Annotated in this window: 18 protein-coding genes; 8 read left to right on the forward strand and 10 right to left on the reverse strand. The window is 66.8% G+C overall.

What is annotated here, in order from left to right:
- Positions 1 to 4: 4 nt before the first annotated feature.
- Positions 5 to 1,057: an aldo/keto reductase gene (locus AC07R7_RS21275; RefSeq protein WP_494636510.1), complete on the reverse strand. Its 1,053-nt coding sequence runs from the start codon at positions 1,055 to 1,057 to the stop codon at positions 5 to 7.
- Between the two features lie 222 nt (positions 1,058 to 1,279).
- Here AC07R7_RS21275 and AC07R7_RS21280 point away from each other — a divergent pair, with 222 nt between their 5' ends.
- The gene (locus AC07R7_RS21280; RefSeq protein WP_492838826.1) at positions 1,280 to 2,032 is read left to right on the forward strand and encodes a Bax inhibitor-1/YccA family protein; all 753 of its coding nucleotides are present in this window, start codon (positions 1,280 to 1,282) and stop codon (positions 2,030 to 2,032) included.
- Between the two features lie 138 nt (positions 2,033 to 2,170).
- The gene (locus tag AC07R7_RS21285) at positions 2,171 to 2,515 is read left to right on the forward strand and encodes a hypothetical protein (protein ID WP_494636511.1); all 345 of its coding nucleotides are present in this window, start codon (positions 2,171 to 2,173) and stop codon (positions 2,513 to 2,515) included.
- Positions 2,516 to 2,518: 3 nt separating this feature from the next.
- Here AC07R7_RS21285 and AC07R7_RS21290 read toward each other — a convergent pair whose 3' ends face one another.
- From AC07R7_RS21290 to acnA, 3 genes are all read right to left on the reverse strand, one after another.
- Positions 2,519 to 2,851 (reverse strand): DUF2794 domain-containing protein, encoded by a 333-nt coding sequence (locus AC07R7_RS21290; protein WP_494636512.1) that lies wholly within the window; start codon positions 2,849 to 2,851, stop codon positions 2,519 to 2,521.
- A 568-nt stretch (positions 2,852 to 3,419) separates the two neighbouring features.
- The gene (locus tag AC07R7_RS21295) at positions 3,420 to 4,151 is read right to left on the reverse strand and encodes a DUF1223 domain-containing protein (protein WP_494636513.1); all 732 of its coding nucleotides are present in this window, start codon (positions 4,149 to 4,151) and stop codon (positions 3,420 to 3,422) included.
- Between the two features lie 167 nt (positions 4,152 to 4,318).
- A complete protein-coding gene (gene acnA / locus AC07R7_RS21300) occupies positions 4,319 to 7,009 on the reverse strand; it encodes an aconitate hydratase AcnA (RefSeq protein WP_494636514.1) in 2,691 nt (896 codons plus the stop codon).
- A 183-nt stretch (positions 7,010 to 7,192) separates the two neighbouring features.
- Between acnA and ccmA the strand changes: the two genes are divergently transcribed.
- Both ccmA and ccmB read left to right on the forward strand, forming a co-directional pair.
- Entirely contained in the window at positions 7,193 to 7,822 is a 630-nt protein-coding gene (gene ccmA / locus AC07R7_RS21305) for a heme ABC exporter ATP-binding protein CcmA (RefSeq protein WP_494636515.1), read from the forward strand.
- Positions 7,819 to 8,484 (forward strand): heme exporter protein CcmB, encoded by a 666-nt coding sequence (ccmB, locus tag AC07R7_RS21310; RefSeq protein ID WP_492838834.1) that lies wholly within the window; start codon positions 7,819 to 7,821, stop codon positions 8,482 to 8,484. The genes ccmA and ccmB overlap by 4 nt, the downstream gene beginning before the upstream one ends.
- 10 nt (positions 8,485 to 8,494) lie before the next feature.
- Here the strand turns inward: ccmB and AC07R7_RS21315 are convergent, their stop codons facing one another.
- Positions 8,495 to 9,388, reverse strand: coding sequence for a DMT family transporter (locus AC07R7_RS21315; RefSeq protein ID WP_494636516.1), 894 nt, complete (start codon positions 9,386 to 9,388; stop codon positions 8,495 to 8,497).
- Positions 9,389 to 9,627: 239 nt separating this feature from the next.
- On the opposite strand from AC07R7_RS21315, the gene AC07R7_RS21320 reads away from it, so the two are divergent.
- The 4 genes from AC07R7_RS21320 to AC07R7_RS21335 all read left to right on the forward strand — a co-directional run bounded on the left by AC07R7_RS21320 (position 9,628) and on the right by AC07R7_RS21335 (position 11,799).
- Positions 9,628 to 10,260: a Spy/CpxP family protein refolding chaperone gene (locus tag AC07R7_RS21320; RefSeq protein WP_494636517.1), complete on the forward strand. Its 633-nt coding sequence runs from the start codon at positions 9,628 to 9,630 to the stop codon at positions 10,258 to 10,260.
- A gap of 107 nt (positions 10,261 to 10,367) precedes the next feature.
- A complete protein-coding gene (ccmC, locus tag AC07R7_RS21325) occupies positions 10,368 to 11,111 on the forward strand; it encodes a heme ABC transporter permease CcmC (protein WP_492838837.1) in 744 nt (247 codons plus the stop codon).
- Positions 11,108 to 11,290 carry a heme exporter protein CcmD gene (gene ccmD / locus AC07R7_RS21330; protein WP_492887377.1) on the forward strand — a complete coding sequence of 61 codons (183 nt, stop codon included), beginning with the start codon at positions 11,108 to 11,110 and terminating at the stop codon, positions 11,288 to 11,290. The genes ccmC and ccmD overlap by 4 nt, the downstream gene beginning before the upstream one ends.
- Positions 11,287 to 11,799: a DsbE family thiol:disulfide interchange protein gene (locus AC07R7_RS21335; RefSeq protein ID WP_492887376.1), complete on the forward strand. Its 513-nt coding sequence runs from the start codon at positions 11,287 to 11,289 to the stop codon at positions 11,797 to 11,799. Before ccmD ends, AC07R7_RS21335 begins: the two co-directional genes overlap by 4 nt.
- A gap of 44 nt (positions 11,800 to 11,843) precedes the next feature.
- Here AC07R7_RS21335 and AC07R7_RS21340 read toward each other — a convergent pair whose 3' ends face one another.
- From AC07R7_RS21340 to truB, 5 genes are all read right to left on the reverse strand, one after another.
- On the reverse strand, positions 11,844 to 12,680 hold the full coding sequence (locus AC07R7_RS21340) for an alpha/beta fold hydrolase (protein ID WP_494636518.1): 837 nt from the start codon (positions 12,678 to 12,680) through the stop codon (positions 11,844 to 11,846).
- Positions 12,681 to 12,805: 125 nt separating this feature from the next.
- Positions 12,806 to 13,069 (reverse strand): hypothetical protein, encoded by a 264-nt coding sequence (locus AC07R7_RS21345; protein WP_492102370.1) that lies wholly within the window; start codon positions 13,067 to 13,069, stop codon positions 12,806 to 12,808.
- A gap of 127 nt (positions 13,070 to 13,196) precedes the next feature.
- Complete coding sequence (pnp, locus tag AC07R7_RS21350) at positions 13,197 to 15,335, reverse strand: polyribonucleotide nucleotidyltransferase (protein ID WP_492887373.1); 2,139 nt, start codon at positions 15,333 to 15,335, stop codon at positions 13,197 to 13,199.
- A 313-nt stretch (positions 15,336 to 15,648) separates the two neighbouring features.
- Positions 15,649 to 15,918 carry a 30S ribosomal protein S15 gene (gene rpsO, locus AC07R7_RS21355; protein WP_099581985.1) on the reverse strand — a complete coding sequence of 90 codons (270 nt, stop codon included), beginning with the start codon at positions 15,916 to 15,918 and terminating at the stop codon, positions 15,649 to 15,651.
- A gap of 14 nt (positions 15,919 to 15,932) precedes the next feature.
- Positions 15,933 to 16,865: a tRNA pseudouridine(55) synthase TruB gene (truB, locus tag AC07R7_RS21360; protein ID WP_492887372.1), complete on the reverse strand. Its 933-nt coding sequence runs from the start codon at positions 16,863 to 16,865 to the stop codon at positions 15,933 to 15,935.
- Position 16,866: the final 1 nt, after the last annotated feature.

Consider the following 16,866-nt stretch of genomic DNA (forward strand, 5'->3'; position numbering starts at 1 on the left):
ACGTCTACGGGCAGGGATTGGGCTGGCGGGCGTGGATGTCGTTGACGGCCTTTTCCAGCTCGTCGGTCCAGGCCAGGTCGAAGGCGTCGATGTCGGTTTTCAGCTGGGCCATCGAGGTGGCGCCGATGATCGTGGCGGTCACGAACGGGCGCGCGTCGCAGAACTTCAGCGCCAGCTGGGCCGGGTCCAGCCCGTTGGCCTTGGCCAGCGCGACATAGGCGCGGAACGCCTCCACCGCGCCCGGACCCTCATAGCGCTGCATGCGGTTGTAGAGCGCCTTGCGCGAACCCTCGGGCAGGCCGCCGTCCAGGTACTTGCCGGTCAGCTGGCCCTGGGCCAGGGGCGAATAGGCCAGCAGGCCGACCTGTTCGCGCATGGCGATCTCGGCCAGGCCGAACTCGAAGGTGCGGTTGGCCAGATGATAGGCGTTCTGGATCGAGGCGATGCGGGGAAGGCCCTTGGTGTCGCTCTCGGCCAGGAACTTCATGACGCCCCAGGGGAACTCGTTCGAGACGCCGACATGGCGGATCGAGCCCTTCTTCACGTGGGCGTCCAGCGCCTCGAGGATGTCGCCGAACGCTTCGAAATCCTGGTCGTAGTCGCGGTAGGACTGGCCGCCGAACACCCGCACTTTGCGGTCGGGCCAGTGCAGCTGGTAGAGATCGAGATAGTCGGTCTTCAGGCGGCGCAGCGAGCCTTCGACGGCCTCGTCGATCTGGGCCTTGGTCTGGCGGGTGGTCGCGCCGTCCTTGCGCATCCACGACAAGCCGCCGAAGGCCGCGCCCTGGCCGGCGACCTTGGACGCCAGCACGATCTCGTGGCGCTTGCCGGTCTTTTCCAGCCACGTGCCGATATACCGCTCGGTGCGGCCCTGGGTCTCCGGATTGGGAGGGCTGGAATACATTTCGGCCGTGTCCCAGAAGTTGACGCCGCGCGACAGCGCGTAGTCCATCTGTTCGTGAGCCTCGGCCTCGGTGTTCTGCGAGCCCCAGGTCATGGTGCCCAGGCAGCAGCGCGAGACCGACACGTCGGTGCGGCCGAGCTTGACGTACTCCATGGGCCAGCCCCTCTTTCGCCCTATTGGGCAAGCTTTGTCAGGCAAGCGTTCTAAGGGCTGTCATCGCGTCACCGCAAGACGCGTCGATGGCCGCGTCAGGGAACCGGCCCCTTCACGAACGCATACCATGAACACTTTCGTGAGGGGATTGCGCGACCGGTCGCGACACCCGATATTCGTCTAGCGTCCACCGTGGACGCTCTAGCTCAAGGGCTTACTTCGATGAACGACTTCAACCGCGGCTACGCGCGCTCGATCCCGGCGGATCGCGCCGACATGTCGGTTGACGCCGGCCTGCGTACTTTCATGCTCGGCGTCTACAACAAGGTGGCGCTGGGCCTCCTGCTGTCGGCCGGCCTGGCCTTCCTGACCAGCGCCTATACGCCGGTCGCCAGCCAGCTGTATGTGCTGACCCCGGACGGCCGCCTGGCCGGCTTCACCATGCTGGGCACCATCGTCCGCTTCGCGCCGCTGGCCATGATGCTGGTGGCCATGTTCGCCATGAAGAACCCGACGGCGCGTTCGTCGGGCATTCTCTACTGGGCCCTGGTCGCGTCGATCGGCGCGGGCGCGGGCGTGTGGCTGCTGGCCTATACCGGCGCCTCGGTGGCCTCGACCTTCCTGATCACCGCCATCGCCTTCGGCGGTCTGAGCCTGGTGGGTTACACCACCAAGAAGGACCTGACCGGTCTCGGCAGCTTCCTGATCATGGGCCTGATCGGCCTGGTGCTGGCTTCGCTGGTCCAGATGTTCCTGCACCTGCCGGGCCTGAGCTTCATCATCAGCGTCCTGGGCGTGCTGATCTTCGCGGGCCTGATCGCCTACGACACCCAGCGCCTGAAGATGACCTACTACCAGCTGGGCGGCGAGCAGCAGTCGATGGCCGTGGCCACCAACTATGGCGCGCTGAACCTCTATCTGAACTTCATCAACCTCTTCCAATTCCTGCTCAGCATCCTGGGCAGCCGTCGCTAAGACGGCCACCGGTCCGACCGAAGGGGCGGACCGGAGACTGGAAAGAACCGAGGTCGAAACCACGAAGCCCCGGCGGGAAACCGCCGGGGCTTTTTCTTTGCGTGCATCGCGCCCACAGTGTCGGGGATGGAGACGACCATGATCCGAACCCTCGTCCTGACCGCCGCACTGCTGTTCGCCGTCGGGGCCCACGCCGAGACGACGCTCCCGGCCTATCCGCCGGTCGCCAAGACCCCGAACCTCTCCACGCCCCTGAACCTCAAGCCCGTCGGTCCGGTGGAGCTGCGCTACGCCCAGGCGCGGCCGCCCTTGCCGCGCGGCGTGGCCCGGACGGCGATCGAGCGGCGCGAGGGCGGAGTCTCGGGCGGGATCGGGGTGCTGTGCGGCATCCAGCCCAGCGCCGACACCAGCGGCGTCGGCGCGGCCCGCGGCTACGACAACGAGGGCCGCTTCGTCGGCGCCAAGCTGGGTTTCTCGTTTTAGCGGTCAGTCGACGACCGAGAACTTGCCCTTCTCGAACACCCGCAGCACCTGGGCCAGTTCGTGGCCGCGCTTGAGGATCTGGCCGCCCTGGCCCTGCACAGCCCAGGCGCCCTGCTTGCGGGCCAGGGCCGGACGCTTCTCGACCCGATAGAGCGGCGCTTCGGCCGTATGGCGGAAGATCGAGAACACGGCGTGGTCGGAGAGGCCGGCGATGCCGTAGTCGCGCCACTCGCCGGCCGCCACCATGCGGCCGTAGAGGCGCATCAGCTGGTCCAGCTCACGTCGTTCGAAGAAGACAACGCCGCCGACGGGCGCGGATTGGGATTCCAAGGCCATCGGCGGAATCTAATCCCAAATCGGACGATTGGAACAGCCTGGCGCCACGAAACCCCGGCCTTCGTGTCACGCCGGTCACGCCCGGCCAAAAAGACACGCCACGGCCATGCTGCGCCCCGATATGACCTTATTTCGGTCGTTCGCCCGCCTGTTTGCGGGTCGATAAAGTGATTGTCGGCTGATCGGACACCCTGTGGTCCAGGATCCTGAACAGCCCCCCCAGCCCCCCAGATCGCGGGCCGGTCAGCCGACAAACTCTATATCCCCTCCCCCAAATGAGCCCGCGCGGATCCCCCTACCGCGCGGGCTTTTTTGCGCGTGCGCCTCATCCATGACGTGTCTCATCCATGACACAGCCCGCCCAGAAACGACCTTTGTTTGGTCCAGTCCTCGCCTGTTTGGGCGGCGATAAGGGATGTGTCGACGAAGAGCGGACCGGGTTCCTGTCCAGCCCCCCCAGCCCGCCCGGTCACGAGACGCTTCTCGTCGGCATGCAAAGGAACCCGCGTGGCCCGTCCCCTCCGGCCACGCGGGTTTTCTTTTGACGGGCTCCTGAAGTTCAGAGACCTCAGCGCTCGGGGGTGGTGGTTTCCAGCACGCCCAGGATACGGCCGCCCTTGGCGCCCTGCACCAGGATCACGCTCTCCAGACCGTCGTCGGTCGAGGCCGGCAGGCGATAAAGCTTGGGCCGGCCTGCCCAGGGACCCAGCTTGACCAGTTCGCGCACCACGTTGCGGTGAACCAGGGTCTGGCCCTTGTTATCGCCGCGCTTGACGGCGATGTCCTGCTCGCGCGGGTCGTAGCGCACCAGCCAGACCTCGGCCCCGCCGCGCGGCGCAGGACCCGAACCGACCGCGACGCGCGTCTTGCCGACGAACTGCATGTCCGGCGGATCGCCGGCCGAACGTTTGGCGGTCTTGACCAGATCCTCGATCGCCTCGGCCTTGGTCCCGGACGCCTGGACGCGGCCGCCGACCACCATCTGGGGCGTGGGCACGTCGCGCAGGGCGAACTTCTTGGCGTAGGCGCGCTGGCGCTCGGCGAAGCTCGGCTTGGCGAAGGTGTCCTTCCAGCCGAGATAGTCCCAGTAGTCGACCGAATAGGTCAGGGCCAGGACGCCGTCCTGCTTGGAAAGATCCGCCGCCAGCTGGTTGGCCTTGCCGCAGGACGAGCAGCCCTGGGCCGTGAACAGCTCGACCACCACCGGCGGCTTGGCGGCCCACGCGGCGGGCCCCCAAGACAGGGAGATGGCGACGCCGGACAGGGCCAGGGCGAGCAGGGAGAGGGCGGCCTTACGCATTGCGGGTCACTTAAGCCAAGAACGCCCGAGATAGCCGTTCACGAGGCCGTGAATAGCGTCGGTCATGGGGAGAAAAGGTGGAGACATCGTTGTCACGCGCTCCTCCAACGAAAACGGCCGACCCCCGAGGGAGCCGGCCGCCTTTTTCGTGCGCCTGAACGCTTCGCTTAGCTAGCCGACTTGGCCAGGTTGCGCAGCACGTAGTTCAGCACGCCGCCGTTCTTGAAGTACTCGAGCTCGGTCGGCGTATCGATGCGGCAGCGAACCGGGAAGCGGGCGATGCGGCCGTCGGTCGGGCGATAGAGCTCGACGATCAGCTGCTTGCGCGGCGCCAGGTCCGTGAGGCCGCGGATCGAGACGATCTCCTCGCCGGTCAGCTCCAGCTTCTGCCAGCCGTCCTGGACGAACTGCAGCGGCAGCACGCCCATGCCGACCAGGTTCGAGCGGTGGATGCGCTCGAAGCTTTCGCAGATCACCGCGCGGACGCCCAGGAGCTTGGTGCCCTTGGCGGCCCAGTCGCGCGACGAGCCGGTGCCGTATTCCTTGCCGCCGAACACGACCGCCGGACGACCTTCGGCCTGGTACTTCATGGCCGCGTCGTAGATCGGCATCACTTCACCGGTCGGGAAGTGCTTGGTCACGCCGCCTTCGATCTCCGGGGTGATCTTGTTGCGGATGCGGATGTTGGCGAACGTGCCGCGCATCATGACCTGGTGGTTGCCGCGGCGGGCGCCGTAGCCGTTGAAGTCCACCGGCTGGACGCCGTGGTCGATCAGGTACTGACCGGCCGGGCTGCTGGTCTTGATCGAACCGGCCGGGCTGATGTGGTCGGTGGTGATCGAGTCGCCGAACACGGCCAGAATGCGGGCTTCCACGATGTCGGTGACCGGAGTGGGGGTCATCGAGATGTTGGGGAAGTACGGCGGGTTCTGGACGTAGGTCGAGTCGCCTTCCCAGGCGTAGGTCTGGCCGCCGGTCACCTTGATGCCCTGCCAGTTCTTGTCGCCCTTGAAGACGTCGCCGTAACGGGTGGCGAACATCTTCTCGTTGATGGCCTTGCGCTGCAGGGTCGCGATGTCTTCGTTCGAAGGCCAGATGTCCTTCAGGAAGACGTCGTTGCCCTTCTTGTCCTGGCCGATCGGCTGGGTGGCCAGGTCGATCTTCATCGTGCCGGCCAGGGCGTAGGCCACCACCAGCGGCGGCGAGGCCAGGTAGTTGGCGCGGACGTCCGGGTTCACGCGGCCTTCGAAGTTGCGGTTGCCCGACAGCACCGAGCAAGCGACTAGGTCGTTGTCGTTGATCGTCTTGCTGATGGCTTCCGGCAGCGGGCCGGAATTGCCGATGCAGGTGGTGCAGCCATAACCCACGAGGTTGAAGCCGAGAGCATCGAGGTGCTTGGTCAGACCGGCCTTGGCCAGATAGTCTGTGACGACTTGCGAGCCGGGGGCCAGCGAGGTCTTCACCCACGGCTTGACCTTCAGGCCCTTGGCCACCGCGTTCTTGGCCACCAGGCCGGCGGCGATCAGAACCGAGGGGTTGGACGTGTTGGTGCACGAGGTGATGGCGGCGATGACCACGTCGCCGTGGCCGACGTCGAAGTTCTCGCCTTCCACCGGGGCGCGCAGGTCAGGCTGATCGGCCTTGCCGAACTCGCCGACCAGCGACTCCTGGAACTTGTACGAGGCCTCGGCCAGCAGGACGCGGTCCTGCGGACGCTTCGGGCCGGCCAGCGACGGCTGGACGCTCGAGAGGTCGAGTTCCAAGGTGTCGGTGAAGGTCGGCTCGGGCGTGCCCGGCTCCCACCACAGACCCTGTTCCTTGGCGTAGGCCTCGACCAGGGCGACGCGCTCGGGCGTGCGGCCGGTGCCTTTCAGATAGGCCACGGTCGAGGCCGAGATCGGGAAGAAGCCGCAGGTGGCGCCGTATTCCGGGGCCATGTTGGCGATCGTCGCCTGGTCTTCCAGGGTCAGGTTGGCCAGGGCGTCGCCGTAGAATTCGACGAACTTGCCGACCACGCCCTTCTTGCGCAGCATCTGGGTGACGGTCAGCACCAGGTCGGTCGCGGTCGCGCCTTCCGGCATGGCGCCGGTCAGCTTGAAGCCGATGACTTCCGGAATCAGCATCGGGATCGGCTGGCCCAGCATCGCGGCCTCGGCCTCGATGCCGCCCACGCCCCAGCCCAGCACGGCCAGGCCGTTGACCATGGTCGTGTGGCTGTCGGTGCCGACGACGGTGTCGGGATAGGCGACTTCATCGCCGTCCACTTCGTTGGTCCACACGGTCTGGGCCAGGTATTCGAGGTTCACCTGGTGGCAGATGCCGGTGCCGGGCGGCACGACGCGGAAGTTGTTGAACGCCGACGAACCCCAGCGCAGGAAGCGGTAGCGCTCGATGTTGCGCTCGTACTCGCGCTTGACGTTGTCGTCATAGGCCTTCGGGTTGCCGAAGTTGTCGACCATCACCGAGTGGTCGATGACCAGGTCGACCGGGTTCAGCGGGTTGATCTTGACCGGGTTGGCGCCCAGGGCGACCATGGCGTCGCGCATGGCGGCCAGGTCGACGACGGCGGGAACACCGGTGAAGTCCTGCATCAGCACGCGGGCCGGACGGAAGCTGATCTCGTGCTCGACCGAGCCCTTGTTCTGCAGCCAGGCGGCGACGGCCTTCAGGTCGTCTTCCGACACCGAAACGCTGTCTTCGTTGCGAAGCAGGTTCTCCAGCAGCACCTTCATCGACACCGGCAGCGACGAAGTTCCGGTCAGACCGGCTTCCTCGGCGGCGCGAAGGCTGTAATAGACGTAGGACTTATTGCCGACCTTCAGTTCGCGGCGGGCTTTCAGGCTGTCAACAGACGCCATTCTCGAGGATCCTTCTCTGTCCACGGCCGCCCGAAAACCGCTCCCGGGATCACGCGCTGATCGGAAGGGACACACAGGTTCCGCCTCCGCGCCGCGTACCACCCAAAACGACTGGAGGGGGACGACCGCGCGCTTATTAGCGCCGCCGTCGTCGAACGTCCATGTCGCGCACGGGGTCTTGACGTGTTGAGAGTTGTTCTCATTAAGGAACTGGCGATCACGCGGGGCGAGCGCACGCTGTTTTCGCGCCTGGATCTGACGCTGCGCGCCGGCGAGGCGGCGGTGCTGATGGGCCGCAACGGGGCCGGCAAGACCAGCCTTTTGCGGGCCGTGGCGGGCCTGCTGCGCCCCGCCGAAGGAACGATCGCCTTCGAGAGCGAGACCGGACCGATCGAGGCCGACACCGCACGGGCCGAGCACCTGCACCTGCTGGGCCACCAGGACGGGCTGAAGTCCAGCCGGACAGCCTGGGAGGAGCTGCGCTTCCAGACGCTGTGGACCGGCGGAACCGAGGATAACGCCCGGGCGGCGGCCAAGCGCTTCGACCTCAATCGCCTGCTGGACCTGGAAGTCCGCCGCCTGTCGGCCGGCCAGCGCCGTCGCCTGGCCCTGGCGCGACTGGCGGCCAGTCCGCGGGCGCTATGGCTGCTGGACGAGCCGATGGCCCCGCTGGACGCGGGCCAGCGCGCGGCGTTCGGCCAGGTGATGGCCGAGCACCTGGCCGCTGGCGGCATGATCTTGGCCTCGGTGCACGATCCGCTGCCGATCCCGACCCGGTCGGTGCCCATTGGCATGGAAGGAGCCGGGCGATGAAAGGCTTCGGCATCCTCCTGCGGCGGGAACTGGCCCTGGCCTGGGGCAAGGGCGGCGGGCCGCTGCTGGCCCTGACCTTCTACGCCTGCGTCGTGGTGCTGCTGCCGATGGCCTCGGGCCGCGCGCCCGAGCGCCTGGCCGCCATCGCGCCCGGGATCGCCTGGCTGGCCCTGGCCCTGGCGGCGCTGCTGTCGCTGGAGCGCCTGTTCGAACGCGACTACGAGGATGGGACCCTGGACCTGCTGGCCCTGGGCCCCGCGCCCTTGGAGGCCGTCGCGGTCGCCAAGTGCCTGGCCCAGTGGCTGGCCACCGGCGCGCCGCTCGCGCTCGCCGCGCCGATCGCGGCGCTGATGCTGGGCGCGGATCTCAAGGTCATGCCGCTGCTGGTGCTGTGCGCCCTGGCCGGCGGCCTGGCCTTCGCCTTCCTCGGCGGTCTCGGCGCGGCGCTAGCCCTGGGCAGCAAGCGCGGCGGCCTGCTGGTGGCGGTGATCGTCCTGCCGCTGTTCGCCCCGCCGGTGATCTTCGGAGCCGGGGCGCTGGACGGCTATTCGGCCGGCCTGCCGTGGACGGGCGGACTGCTGCTGCTGCTGGCCTACTGCGTCGGCGCGATCGCCCTGTCGCCGCTGGCCATGGGCGCGGCCTGCCGCAACGCGCTGGACTGAGCCGCCCATATCAAGGGGTTGGCGCCACCGTCGCCTGGATGTCGCCCAGCGCGGCTTTCTTCTCCCCCAGCACCACCGCCAGAGAACCGCCGATGATCAGCAGGCCGCCAGCGAACAGCGCCGCGGTCAGGTGGTCGCCGAACAGCAGCACGCCGCAGCAGGCGCCGATCAGCGGCTCGATATTGATGAACACCCCGGCGCTGGCCGCGCCGACCCGGGCCGCGCCGTACTGCCAGGCGGCGGTGGCCAGCAGGGTGGCCAGCACGCCCTGGGCCAGGATCGCGGCCCAGACGGGCGCGCTCAGGGTCAGTTTCGGCGGGCCGTGCATGACGAAGGCAATCGGCAGGACGGTCGCGGCCGCGATGATGATCGACACCGCCGGGATGGCCATGGCGTTCGGGGCCTTCGGGGCGCGGCGCAAGGTCAGCAGCCAGGCCAGGAACAGGAACAGCGCGCCCAGCGACAACGCCACGCCCAACGGCGAGCTGGCCCCATCCGGCTTGCCGGCGATCAGGGCCGCGCCCAGGGTCGCCGCGGCCACGCCAGCCCATGACATTCGCGAAACCGTCTCGCCCAGGATCTTGGCGCTGACCGCGATCAGGGCCGGCATGGCGCCGACCAGCAGGGCCGCGACCGTGACGCTGACATGGGCCAGACCCTCGAACTGGACCATGAAGGCCACGCCGTAGAGTACGCCCGCCAGCAGCACGACCGGCGACTTGAACAGGGCCCGGACCTCGGGCGAGCGCAGAGCGAACGGCGCGGCGGCCAGGGCGGCGACCACGAAGCGCAGCAGCACCATATGGGCCGCGTCCATCTCGGTCAGGATCAACTTGCCGGTTGGAAAGCCCAGGCCCCAGCACAGTCCCGCCAGCGCCAGGGCGACGAAAGCGATCGACTTCATGAAAAGACTCCGGGCCGGAAACGCGGGCAGACCGGCGCGGACGCACGGCGGGACCGGCGTCCTCTAGATCACGACGATCCCGGAACTGGCAGCTGACATAAAGCACGCCCGCTTGAGCGCAAGCACGGAACCTTTTGCGGACTTCGTCAAACATGGAACATTGTTCATGTTTTCTGACATTTTCGCGCCATATCCCGATGGCCAAGCTCTCGCCATCATACGACAGGGAGCTCACAACCATGCGTAAAACCCTTACCCGCCTGGCGTTTGCAGGGGCTGCCGCAACCCTTATCGCCGGCGCGGCCCTGGCCCAGGTTCCGCCGCCCCCGGCCCCGCCCGCCCCCCCGCCGCCGCCGGAAGCGCCCCTGCCCCCCATGCCCCCGATGGACATGATGATGGCGATGGGTCCGGACATGATGTTCATGCGCCAGGACCGCCACGCCGACCCGGAAAAGCGCGCCCAGCGCCTGCGCGACATCCTGCAGCTGCGCGGCGACCAGGACGGCGCCCTGAAGGCCTATGTCGAGGCCACCACGCCGAAGATCGTCATCGAGAAGCGCGAAGTCTCCAAGGACGACAAGAAGGACGGCGACTCCAAGCGTGACGGAGGCGAATGGGCCGAGCGCAAGCCGCTGACCACCCTGGAGCGCCTGGACCGCATGACCAAGGCCGCCGACGCCATGAAGACGCGCGCGGAAGCCACCCGCGCCTTCTACACGACCCTGACTCCGGCCCAGCAGAAGACCTTCGACATCCTGGGCATGGGCGAGGGCGAAGGCGACCAGCGCGTCTTCGTACGTCGCTTCGAAACCCGCGGCCCGATGATCAAAAGCGACGACCGTAAGGTCGTCATCCAGCGCAAGGTCGGCTGACCCCGACCGAGCACGAAGGCGCGTCGGGCCTGCAACCGACGCGCCTTCTCCTCTTCAGTAGCGATACGACCATTGCCCGCGCTCTCGCCGCGCTCTAAGCAGCCCTCATGGACGCGCGCCACACGTTCGATTTCCTGACCAACCCCGAGCGGTTCATGGCCTTCTCGCGGTGGGCCGCGCCGTGGCTCGGCGCGCTGTCGGCCCTCGCCGGGATCGCCGGCCTGGTCATGACCTTCCTGGTCCCCGAGGACTATCAGCAAGGCGACACGGTGCGGATGATGTTCATCCACATTCCGGCCGCCTCGCTGGCCATCTTCATCTATGTCTGTCTGGGCGCGGCCAGTTTCCTGGCCCTGGTTTTCCGCCAGGCCCTGGCCGACCTCGCCGCCCAGGCCTGCGCCCCGATCGGCGCGGCCTATACGGCCCTGGCCCTGATCACCGGCTCGCTGTGGGGCAAGCCGATGTGGGGCGCCTGGTGGGTGTGGGACGCGCGTCTGACCTCGGTGCTGGTGCTGTTGCTGTTCTATCTCGGCTACATGGCCCTGCGCGGCGCCCTGGAAGATGAGCAGAAGGCCGCCCGCGCCGCCGCGATCCTCGCTTTGGTCGGCCTGATCAACCTGCCGATCGTCAAGTTCTCGGTCGAGTGGTGGAACACCCTGCACCAGGGCTCCTCGACCTTCATGGCCAAGGACGGCGACGGCCTGCCGGCCATCTACGCCTGGCCGGCCGTCCTGATGGGCCTGGCCTATCTCGGCGGCTTCGGCGCGCTGTGGCTGGTCCGCATCCGCGGCCTGGTGTGGCGGCGCAAGGCCCGGAGCCTGGCCATGAAGCTGGCGGAGGGCGCGCGATGAGCTTCGACTTCGACGCCGGCAAGTACGCCGTCTATCTGTGGCCCGCCTTCGCCATCTCGGCGGCGGCTTTCGCCTGGATGATCGCCGACAGCCTGCTGACGACCCGCCGGTGGAAGCGCGAGGCCGAACGCCTGCAGGCCGAGTTGAACGAGGTCGGCCAAGAAAGTGTCGGGCCGTGAGGCGCTGGCTGGCCTTCGCGCCGCTGATCATCCTGATCGCCCTCGCGGCCCTGTTCGCGGGTTTCGCCCTGAAGCGTGATCCGCACGTCCAGCCGCACGCCCTGGTCGGCAAGCCGATGCCGGCCCTGTCCCTGCCCGAACTGGACAGCGGCCGCCCGGCCCCGATCCGGGCCACAACGGACGGCCCGATCCTGGTCAACTTCTTCGCCTCGTGGTGCGCCCCCTGCGAGGTCGAGCACCCGCAGTTGATGGCCCTCAAGGCCCAGGGCGTGAAGGTGGTCGGCATCGCCTACAAGGACGCCCCGGCCAACACCCAGGCCTTCCTGACCCGCCTGGGCGATCCCTTCGCCGAGCGGCTGGTCGACCGCGACGGCCGCGCGGGCCTGGAGTTCGGCGTCACCGGCGTGCCGGAGACCTATCTGGTGAGCTCGGACGGCACGATCCTGGCCAAGCACACCGGCCCGCTGACGCCCGACGCTGCCGAGGACCTGCTGAAGAAAGCCCGCTAGACCGCGCCCTTCCCGAAGGAAGGACGCGGCCCTGGACATCGATCTCAGCCTTGGATGAAGGCCAGAAGGTCCCTGTTGATCGTCTCGGCCTGCGTGGTCGCCATGCCGTGCGGGAAGCCCGGATAGGTGATCAGCTGACCGTTCTTCAGCAGCTTGATCGCCTGGCGGGCCGAGGCGTCGATCGGCACGACCTGATCGTCCTCGCCATGCAGCACCAGCACCGGCACGTCGATGACCTTCAGATCCTCGGTGAAGTCGGTCTCGGAGAAGGCCGCCACACAGTCGTACAGCGCCTTGACGCCGGCCATCATGCCCTGGCGCCACCAGTTGTCGATCACGCCTTCCGAGACCTTCGCGCCCTCGCGGTTGAAGCCGTAGAACGGGCCGGCGGCGACGTCGCGGAAGAACTGGGCGCGGTTATAGGCCGTGCCATTGCGGAAGCCGTCGAACACCTCCAGCGGCAGGCCGCCCGGATTGGCCTCGGTCTTCAGCATCAGCGGCGTCACGGCGCCGACCAGCACGGCCTTGGCGACACGGCCGGGCTCGGCGCGGGCCACGTAGTGGGCGACCTCGCCGCCGCCGGTCGAGTGACCGATGTGGATGGCGTTCTTCAGGTCCAGATGCTTGGCCAGCGCGATGACGTCGGCGGCGTAGGTGTCCATCTCGTTGCCGGTGTCGGTCTGGCTGGACCGGCCGTGGCCGCGACGGTCATGGGCGATGACGCGATAGCCCTTGGCCAGGAAGAACATCATCTGGGCGTCCCAGTCGTCCGACGACAGCGGCCAGCCATGGTGGAAGACGATCGGCTGGGCGCTCTTCGAACCCCAGTCCTTGAAGAAGATCTGGGCGCCGTCGCTGGTGATGAAATAGCCGCTGCTCATGTCCGTTTTCCCTCTGGCTGGGAGGCCGTCTGGCCCGTCCCGTTGTTCCGATGAGGAGAGAATGAACGCGGACGATTATCGCGGATATAGAAACTATGGAAATCCATTGTTTCCAATTTTGAACTTTATCCGCCGACGCCCTTGAGCACCCAGTCGTAGCGCTGGGCCGGCTGGTAACCGACGATCGGGCTGGCGCGGACGATTTCCCGCAGGTTCTCGTCGAGATCGCGCATGACGACGTCGATCAGAGAACTGCGGGCCACCCGGATGGCCTCATCCTTGGGCGCGGTCCGGGCGCAGGCCGGACAGCGCGCGGCAAAACCATCGCCCTCTCGCACGACCTGGACATCGACGCGGCACGCTCCGCACTGCACGACATGGTCGGCCATCGCTCGCCTCCTGTTCCGCAACCCAGAATGGAACAAAGAGAGAACAATGAAAAGCCAAAACGCAAAAACGGGCGGCCCCTTTCGGAACCGCCCGCCTGATAGCGTCCGGAATGGAGGCTGAAGAGGCTTACGCTTCTTCGGCCGCCGCTTCCTTCTTGGACAGGTCTTCGCCAGTTTCCTGATCGACGACCTTCATCGACAGCTTGGTCTTGCCGCGATCGTCGAAGCCCAGGAGCTTCACCTTGACGATCTGGCCTTCCTTCAGCACGTCCGACGGCTTGGCGACGCGTTCGTTGCTGATCTGGCTGACGTGGACGAGGCCGTCCTTGGCGCCGAAGAAGTTCACGAAGGCGCCGAAATCGACGACCTTCACGACCTTGCCGTCGTAGATCTTGCCCACTTCGGCTTCGTCGGTGATCGACTTGATCCAGTCGATCGCGGCCTTGATCTTGGCGCCGTCCGAGGCCGAGACCTTCACGGTGCCTTCGTCGTTGATGTCGACCTTGGCGCCGGTGGTGGCGACAATCTCGCGGATCACCTTGCCGCCGGTGCCGATCACTTCACGGATCTTGTCGGTCGGGATGGTGATGGTCTCGATCTTCGGCGCGAAGTCGCCCACGTCGGCGCGCGGCGCGTCCATGGCCTTGTTCATTTCACCGAGGATGTGAGCGCGGCCTTCGTGAGCCTGGGCCAGGGCCTGCTTCATGATCTCCGGGGTGATGCCGGCGATCTTGATGTCCATCTGCAGCGAGGTCAGGCCTTCGCTGGTGCCGGCGACCTTGAAGTCCATATCGCCCAGGTGATCTTCGTCACCCAGGATGTCCGACAGAACCGCGAAGCCGTCCTTTTCCAGGATCAGGCCCATGGCGATGCCCGAGACCGGACGGATCAGCGGAACGCCGGCGTCCATCATGGCCAGCGACGAACCGCAGACCGTGGCCATCGAGGACGAGCCGTTCGACTCGGTGATCTCCGAGACCAGGCGGATCGTGTAGGGGAAGTCTTCCTTGCTCGGCAGCATCGGGCGCAGGGCGCGCCAGGCCAGCTTGCCGTGGCCGATTTCGCGGCGGCCCGGGCTGCCCATACGGCCGGTTTCACCGACGCTGTAGGGGGGGAAGTTGTAGTGCAGCAGGAAGGATTCCTTGTAGGTGCCTTCCAGGGCGTCGATGAACTGCTCGTCGTCGCCGGTGCCCAGGGTGGCGACCACGATCGCCTGGGTCTCGCCGCGGGTGAACAGGGCCGAGCCGTGGGTGCGCGGCAGGATGCCGACTTCGCCCAGGATCGGACGGACGGTGCGGACGTCACGGCCGTCGATGCGCAGGCCGGTGTCCAGGATGCCGCGACGGACGACGTCGGCTTCCAGTTCCTTGAAGATCGCGCCCAGCTTCTGCGGGTCGTAGCCGGCCGGATTGGTGTCCGACTTGCCCAGGGCCTCGATGGCCTTCTTCTTGGCGGCGCCGATCGCTTCGTAGCGGTCCTGCTTCTTGGTGATCTTGTAGCCGGCGGCGATGTCGGCGCCGACAATGCCCTTCATCTCGGCCTTGATCGCGTCGGTGTCTTCCGGCTCGAACGCGAAGGGCTCCTTGGCGGCGTGCTCGGCCAGGTCGATGATCGCGTCGATCACCGTCTGCATTTCCTTGTGGGCGAAGTTGACGCCGCCCAGCACGATCTCTTCCGAAAGCTCCTGGATCTCGCTTTCGACCATCATCACCGCTTCGGTGGTGCCGGCGACCACGAGGTCCATCTTGCTGTCCTTCAGCTCGTCGAGCGTCGGGTTCAGCACGTATTGGTCATTGATCCAGCCAACGCGGGCCGCGCCGATCGGGCCCATGAACGGGGCGCCCGACAGGACCAGGGCGGCCGAGGCGGCCACCATGCCCAGGATGTCGGGATCGTTCTCGAGGTCGTGCTGCAGCACGGTGACGACGACCTGGACTTCGTTCTTGAAGCCCTTGACGAACAGCGGGCGGATCGGACGGTCGATCAGGCGGGAGACCAGGGTCTCCTTTTCCGACGGACGGCCTTCGCGCTTGAAGAAGCCGCCCGGGATCTTGCCGGCCGCGAAGGTCTTTTCCTGATAGTTGACCGTCAGCGGGAAGAAGTCCTGACCGGGCTTCTGGCTCTTGGCGAACACGGCGGTGGCCAGGACGACGGTTTCGCCCATGGTGGCCAGAACGGCGCCGTCGGCTTGACGGGCGATGCGACCGGTTTCGAGGACCAGCGTCTTGCCGCCCCACTCGATCGTCTTGCGCTTGATATCGAACATTTTTGCTTCTTTCGGTTCCGAAGGACCCATTTCCTTCAGGACGGACAGGGGCGGGCGGCCGAAGGGCGGTCCCGAGATTTCCTCATCCAGTTCGACAGACGTCCGAAGACGGTGATCTCCGGCTTACGTGTTCGGATCACGCATGGCGGACCCGCGGCAACCTTTCGTTTCGGCCTGTCTCGAAACGAAGGCTTGGACTTTTTCGCGTGACGGGCGCCGAAACCGGAAACCACTTTCGGCAAACCGTTTTCGACCGGCACGCTTCAGAAAAACGTTCGGCCGCTCTACGAAAGCAGAGCGGCCGAATTGTGCCTTAGCGACGCAGACCCAGCTTTTCGATCAGGGCCTGATAGCGACCGGCGTCGGACTTCTTCAGGTGGTCGAGAAGCCGGCGACGCTGGGAAACCAGCTTCAGCAGGCCACGACGGCTGTGGTTGTCCTTCTTGTGCGTCTTGAAGTGCTCGGTCAGGTTCGAGATGCGTTCCGAGAGGATCGCGACCTGGACTTCAGCGCTGCCGGTGTCGCCAGTGGTGCGGGCGTGTTCGGCGATAAGAGCGGCTTTGCGCTCGATGGTGATCGACATCGGGTTGTCTCCGCTCAGGTGAGTTGGAAGACCCGCACCGGATTGAGCTTCCCGGCGCGCATCTCGCACAGGGCCACCAACCTGTCGCCGGACATGGCGGAAACGGTGCGATCGCCGGGCGTGAGCTCGGCTTTCAGCGTTTCAACCTGCCTCGGAAGCAGGACGATGGCGCGTCCCTGTGCAAGCCGGAAGGCGTCTTCGTCGGTCACGGCCAACGCCGGGATGTCGTCCAGCGCGGTCTCGACCGGAAGCAATGCCTCCGACAGCCGGGCCTCATAGCTCAAATTCTCAAGGGTTTCCAGCGATATCGCGGTCGCCTCGGCGAAGTCGCCCACCCGCGTCCGGCGCAGCTCGGCCACGTGACCGCAGGTTCCCAGCGCCTTGGCCAGGTCCCGGACCACGGCCCGGACATAGGTGCCCTTGCCGCATTCCATCTCCAGCGTGACGTGGTCGGCGTCGGCCTGCTCGACAACCTTGAGGTCGAAAATGTTGACCTTGCGGGTCGGCAGCTCGAACTCGACGCCGTCACGCGCCAGGTCATAGGCGCGCTCGCCGTCGACCTTGATGGCCGAGAAGTTCGGCGGGACCTGGTCGACCTCGCCGATGAAGGCCGGAAGGGCGGCTTCGACCTGCTCGCGGGTCGGCCGCACGTCGGAGGTTCCGGTCGTCTCGCCCTCGCGGTCCAGGGTCGTGGTGTCGCGGCCCCAGGCGATGGTGAAGCGATAGGCCTTGTCGGCGTCCATCAGGAACGGGACGGTCTTGGTCGCCTCGCCCAGGGCGATGGGCAAGATCCCCGTGGCCAGCGGGTCCAGCGTGCCGGCATGGCCGCCCTTCTGGGCGTTGAACGCCCGGCGCACCCGGCTGACGGCCGTGGTCGAGGTCAGGTCGTAGGGCTTGTCCAGGCAGATCCAGCCCGAGACGGCGTCACCCTTCTTGCGGCGAGCCATG

This window comes from Caulobacter sp. GW821-FHT05F04 (assembly GCF_059419665.1).

Bases quoted from the DNA above. Each gene is read 5' to 3' on its own strand.
- AC07R7_RS21275 (WP_494636510.1), bottom strand. From the start codon at position 1,057: ATGGAGTACGTCAAGCTCGGCCGCACCGACGTGTCGGTCTCGCGCTGC.
- AC07R7_RS21280 (WP_492838826.1), top strand. From the start codon at position 1,280: ATGAACGACTTCAACCGCGGCTACGCGCGCTCGATCCCGGCGGATCGC.
- AC07R7_RS21285 (WP_494636511.1), top strand. From the start codon at position 2,171: ATGATCCGAACCCTCGTCCTGACCGCCGCACTGCTGTTCGCCGTCGGG.
- AC07R7_RS21290 (WP_494636512.1), bottom strand. From the start codon at position 2,851: ATGGCCTTGGAATCCCAATCCGCGCCCGTCGGCGGCGTTGTCTTCTTC.
- AC07R7_RS21295 (WP_494636513.1), bottom strand. From the start codon at position 4,151: ATGCGTAAGGCCGCCCTCTCCCTGCTCGCCCTGGCCCTGTCCGGCGTC.
- acnA (WP_494636514.1), bottom strand. From the start codon at position 7,009: ATGGCGTCTGTTGACAGCCTGAAAGCCCGCCGCGAACTGAAGGTCGGC.
- ccmB (WP_492838834.1), top strand. From the start codon at position 7,819: ATGAAAGGCTTCGGCATCCTCCTGCGGCGGGAACTGGCCCTGGCCTGG.
- AC07R7_RS21315 (WP_494636516.1), bottom strand. From the start codon at position 9,388: ATGAAGTCGATCGCTTTCGTCGCCCTGGCGCTGGCGGGACTGTGCTGG.
- AC07R7_RS21320 (WP_494636517.1), top strand. From the start codon at position 9,628: ATGCGTAAAACCCTTACCCGCCTGGCGTTTGCAGGGGCTGCCGCAACC.
- ccmC (WP_492838837.1), top strand. From the start codon at position 10,368: ATGGACGCGCGCCACACGTTCGATTTCCTGACCAACCCCGAGCGGTTC.
- ccmD (WP_492887377.1), top strand. From the start codon at position 11,108: ATGAGCTTCGACTTCGACGCCGGCAAGTACGCCGTCTATCTGTGGCCC.
- AC07R7_RS21340 (WP_494636518.1), bottom strand. From the start codon at position 12,680: ATGAGCAGCGGCTATTTCATCACCAGCGACGGCGCCCAGATCTTCTTC.
- AC07R7_RS21345 (WP_492102370.1), bottom strand. From the start codon at position 13,069: ATGGCCGACCATGTCGTGCAGTGCGGAGCGTGCCGCGTCGATGTCCAG.
- pnp (WP_492887373.1), bottom strand. From the start codon at position 15,335: ATGTTCGATATCAAGCGCAAGACGATCGAGTGGGGCGGCAAGACGCTG.
- rpsO (WP_099581985.1), bottom strand. From the start codon at position 15,918: ATGTCGATCACCATCGAGCGCAAAGCCGCTCTTATCGCCGAACACGCC.
- truB (WP_492887372.1), bottom strand. From the start codon at position 16,865: ATGGCTCGCCGCAAGAAGGGTGACGCCGTCTCGGGCTGGATCTGCCTG.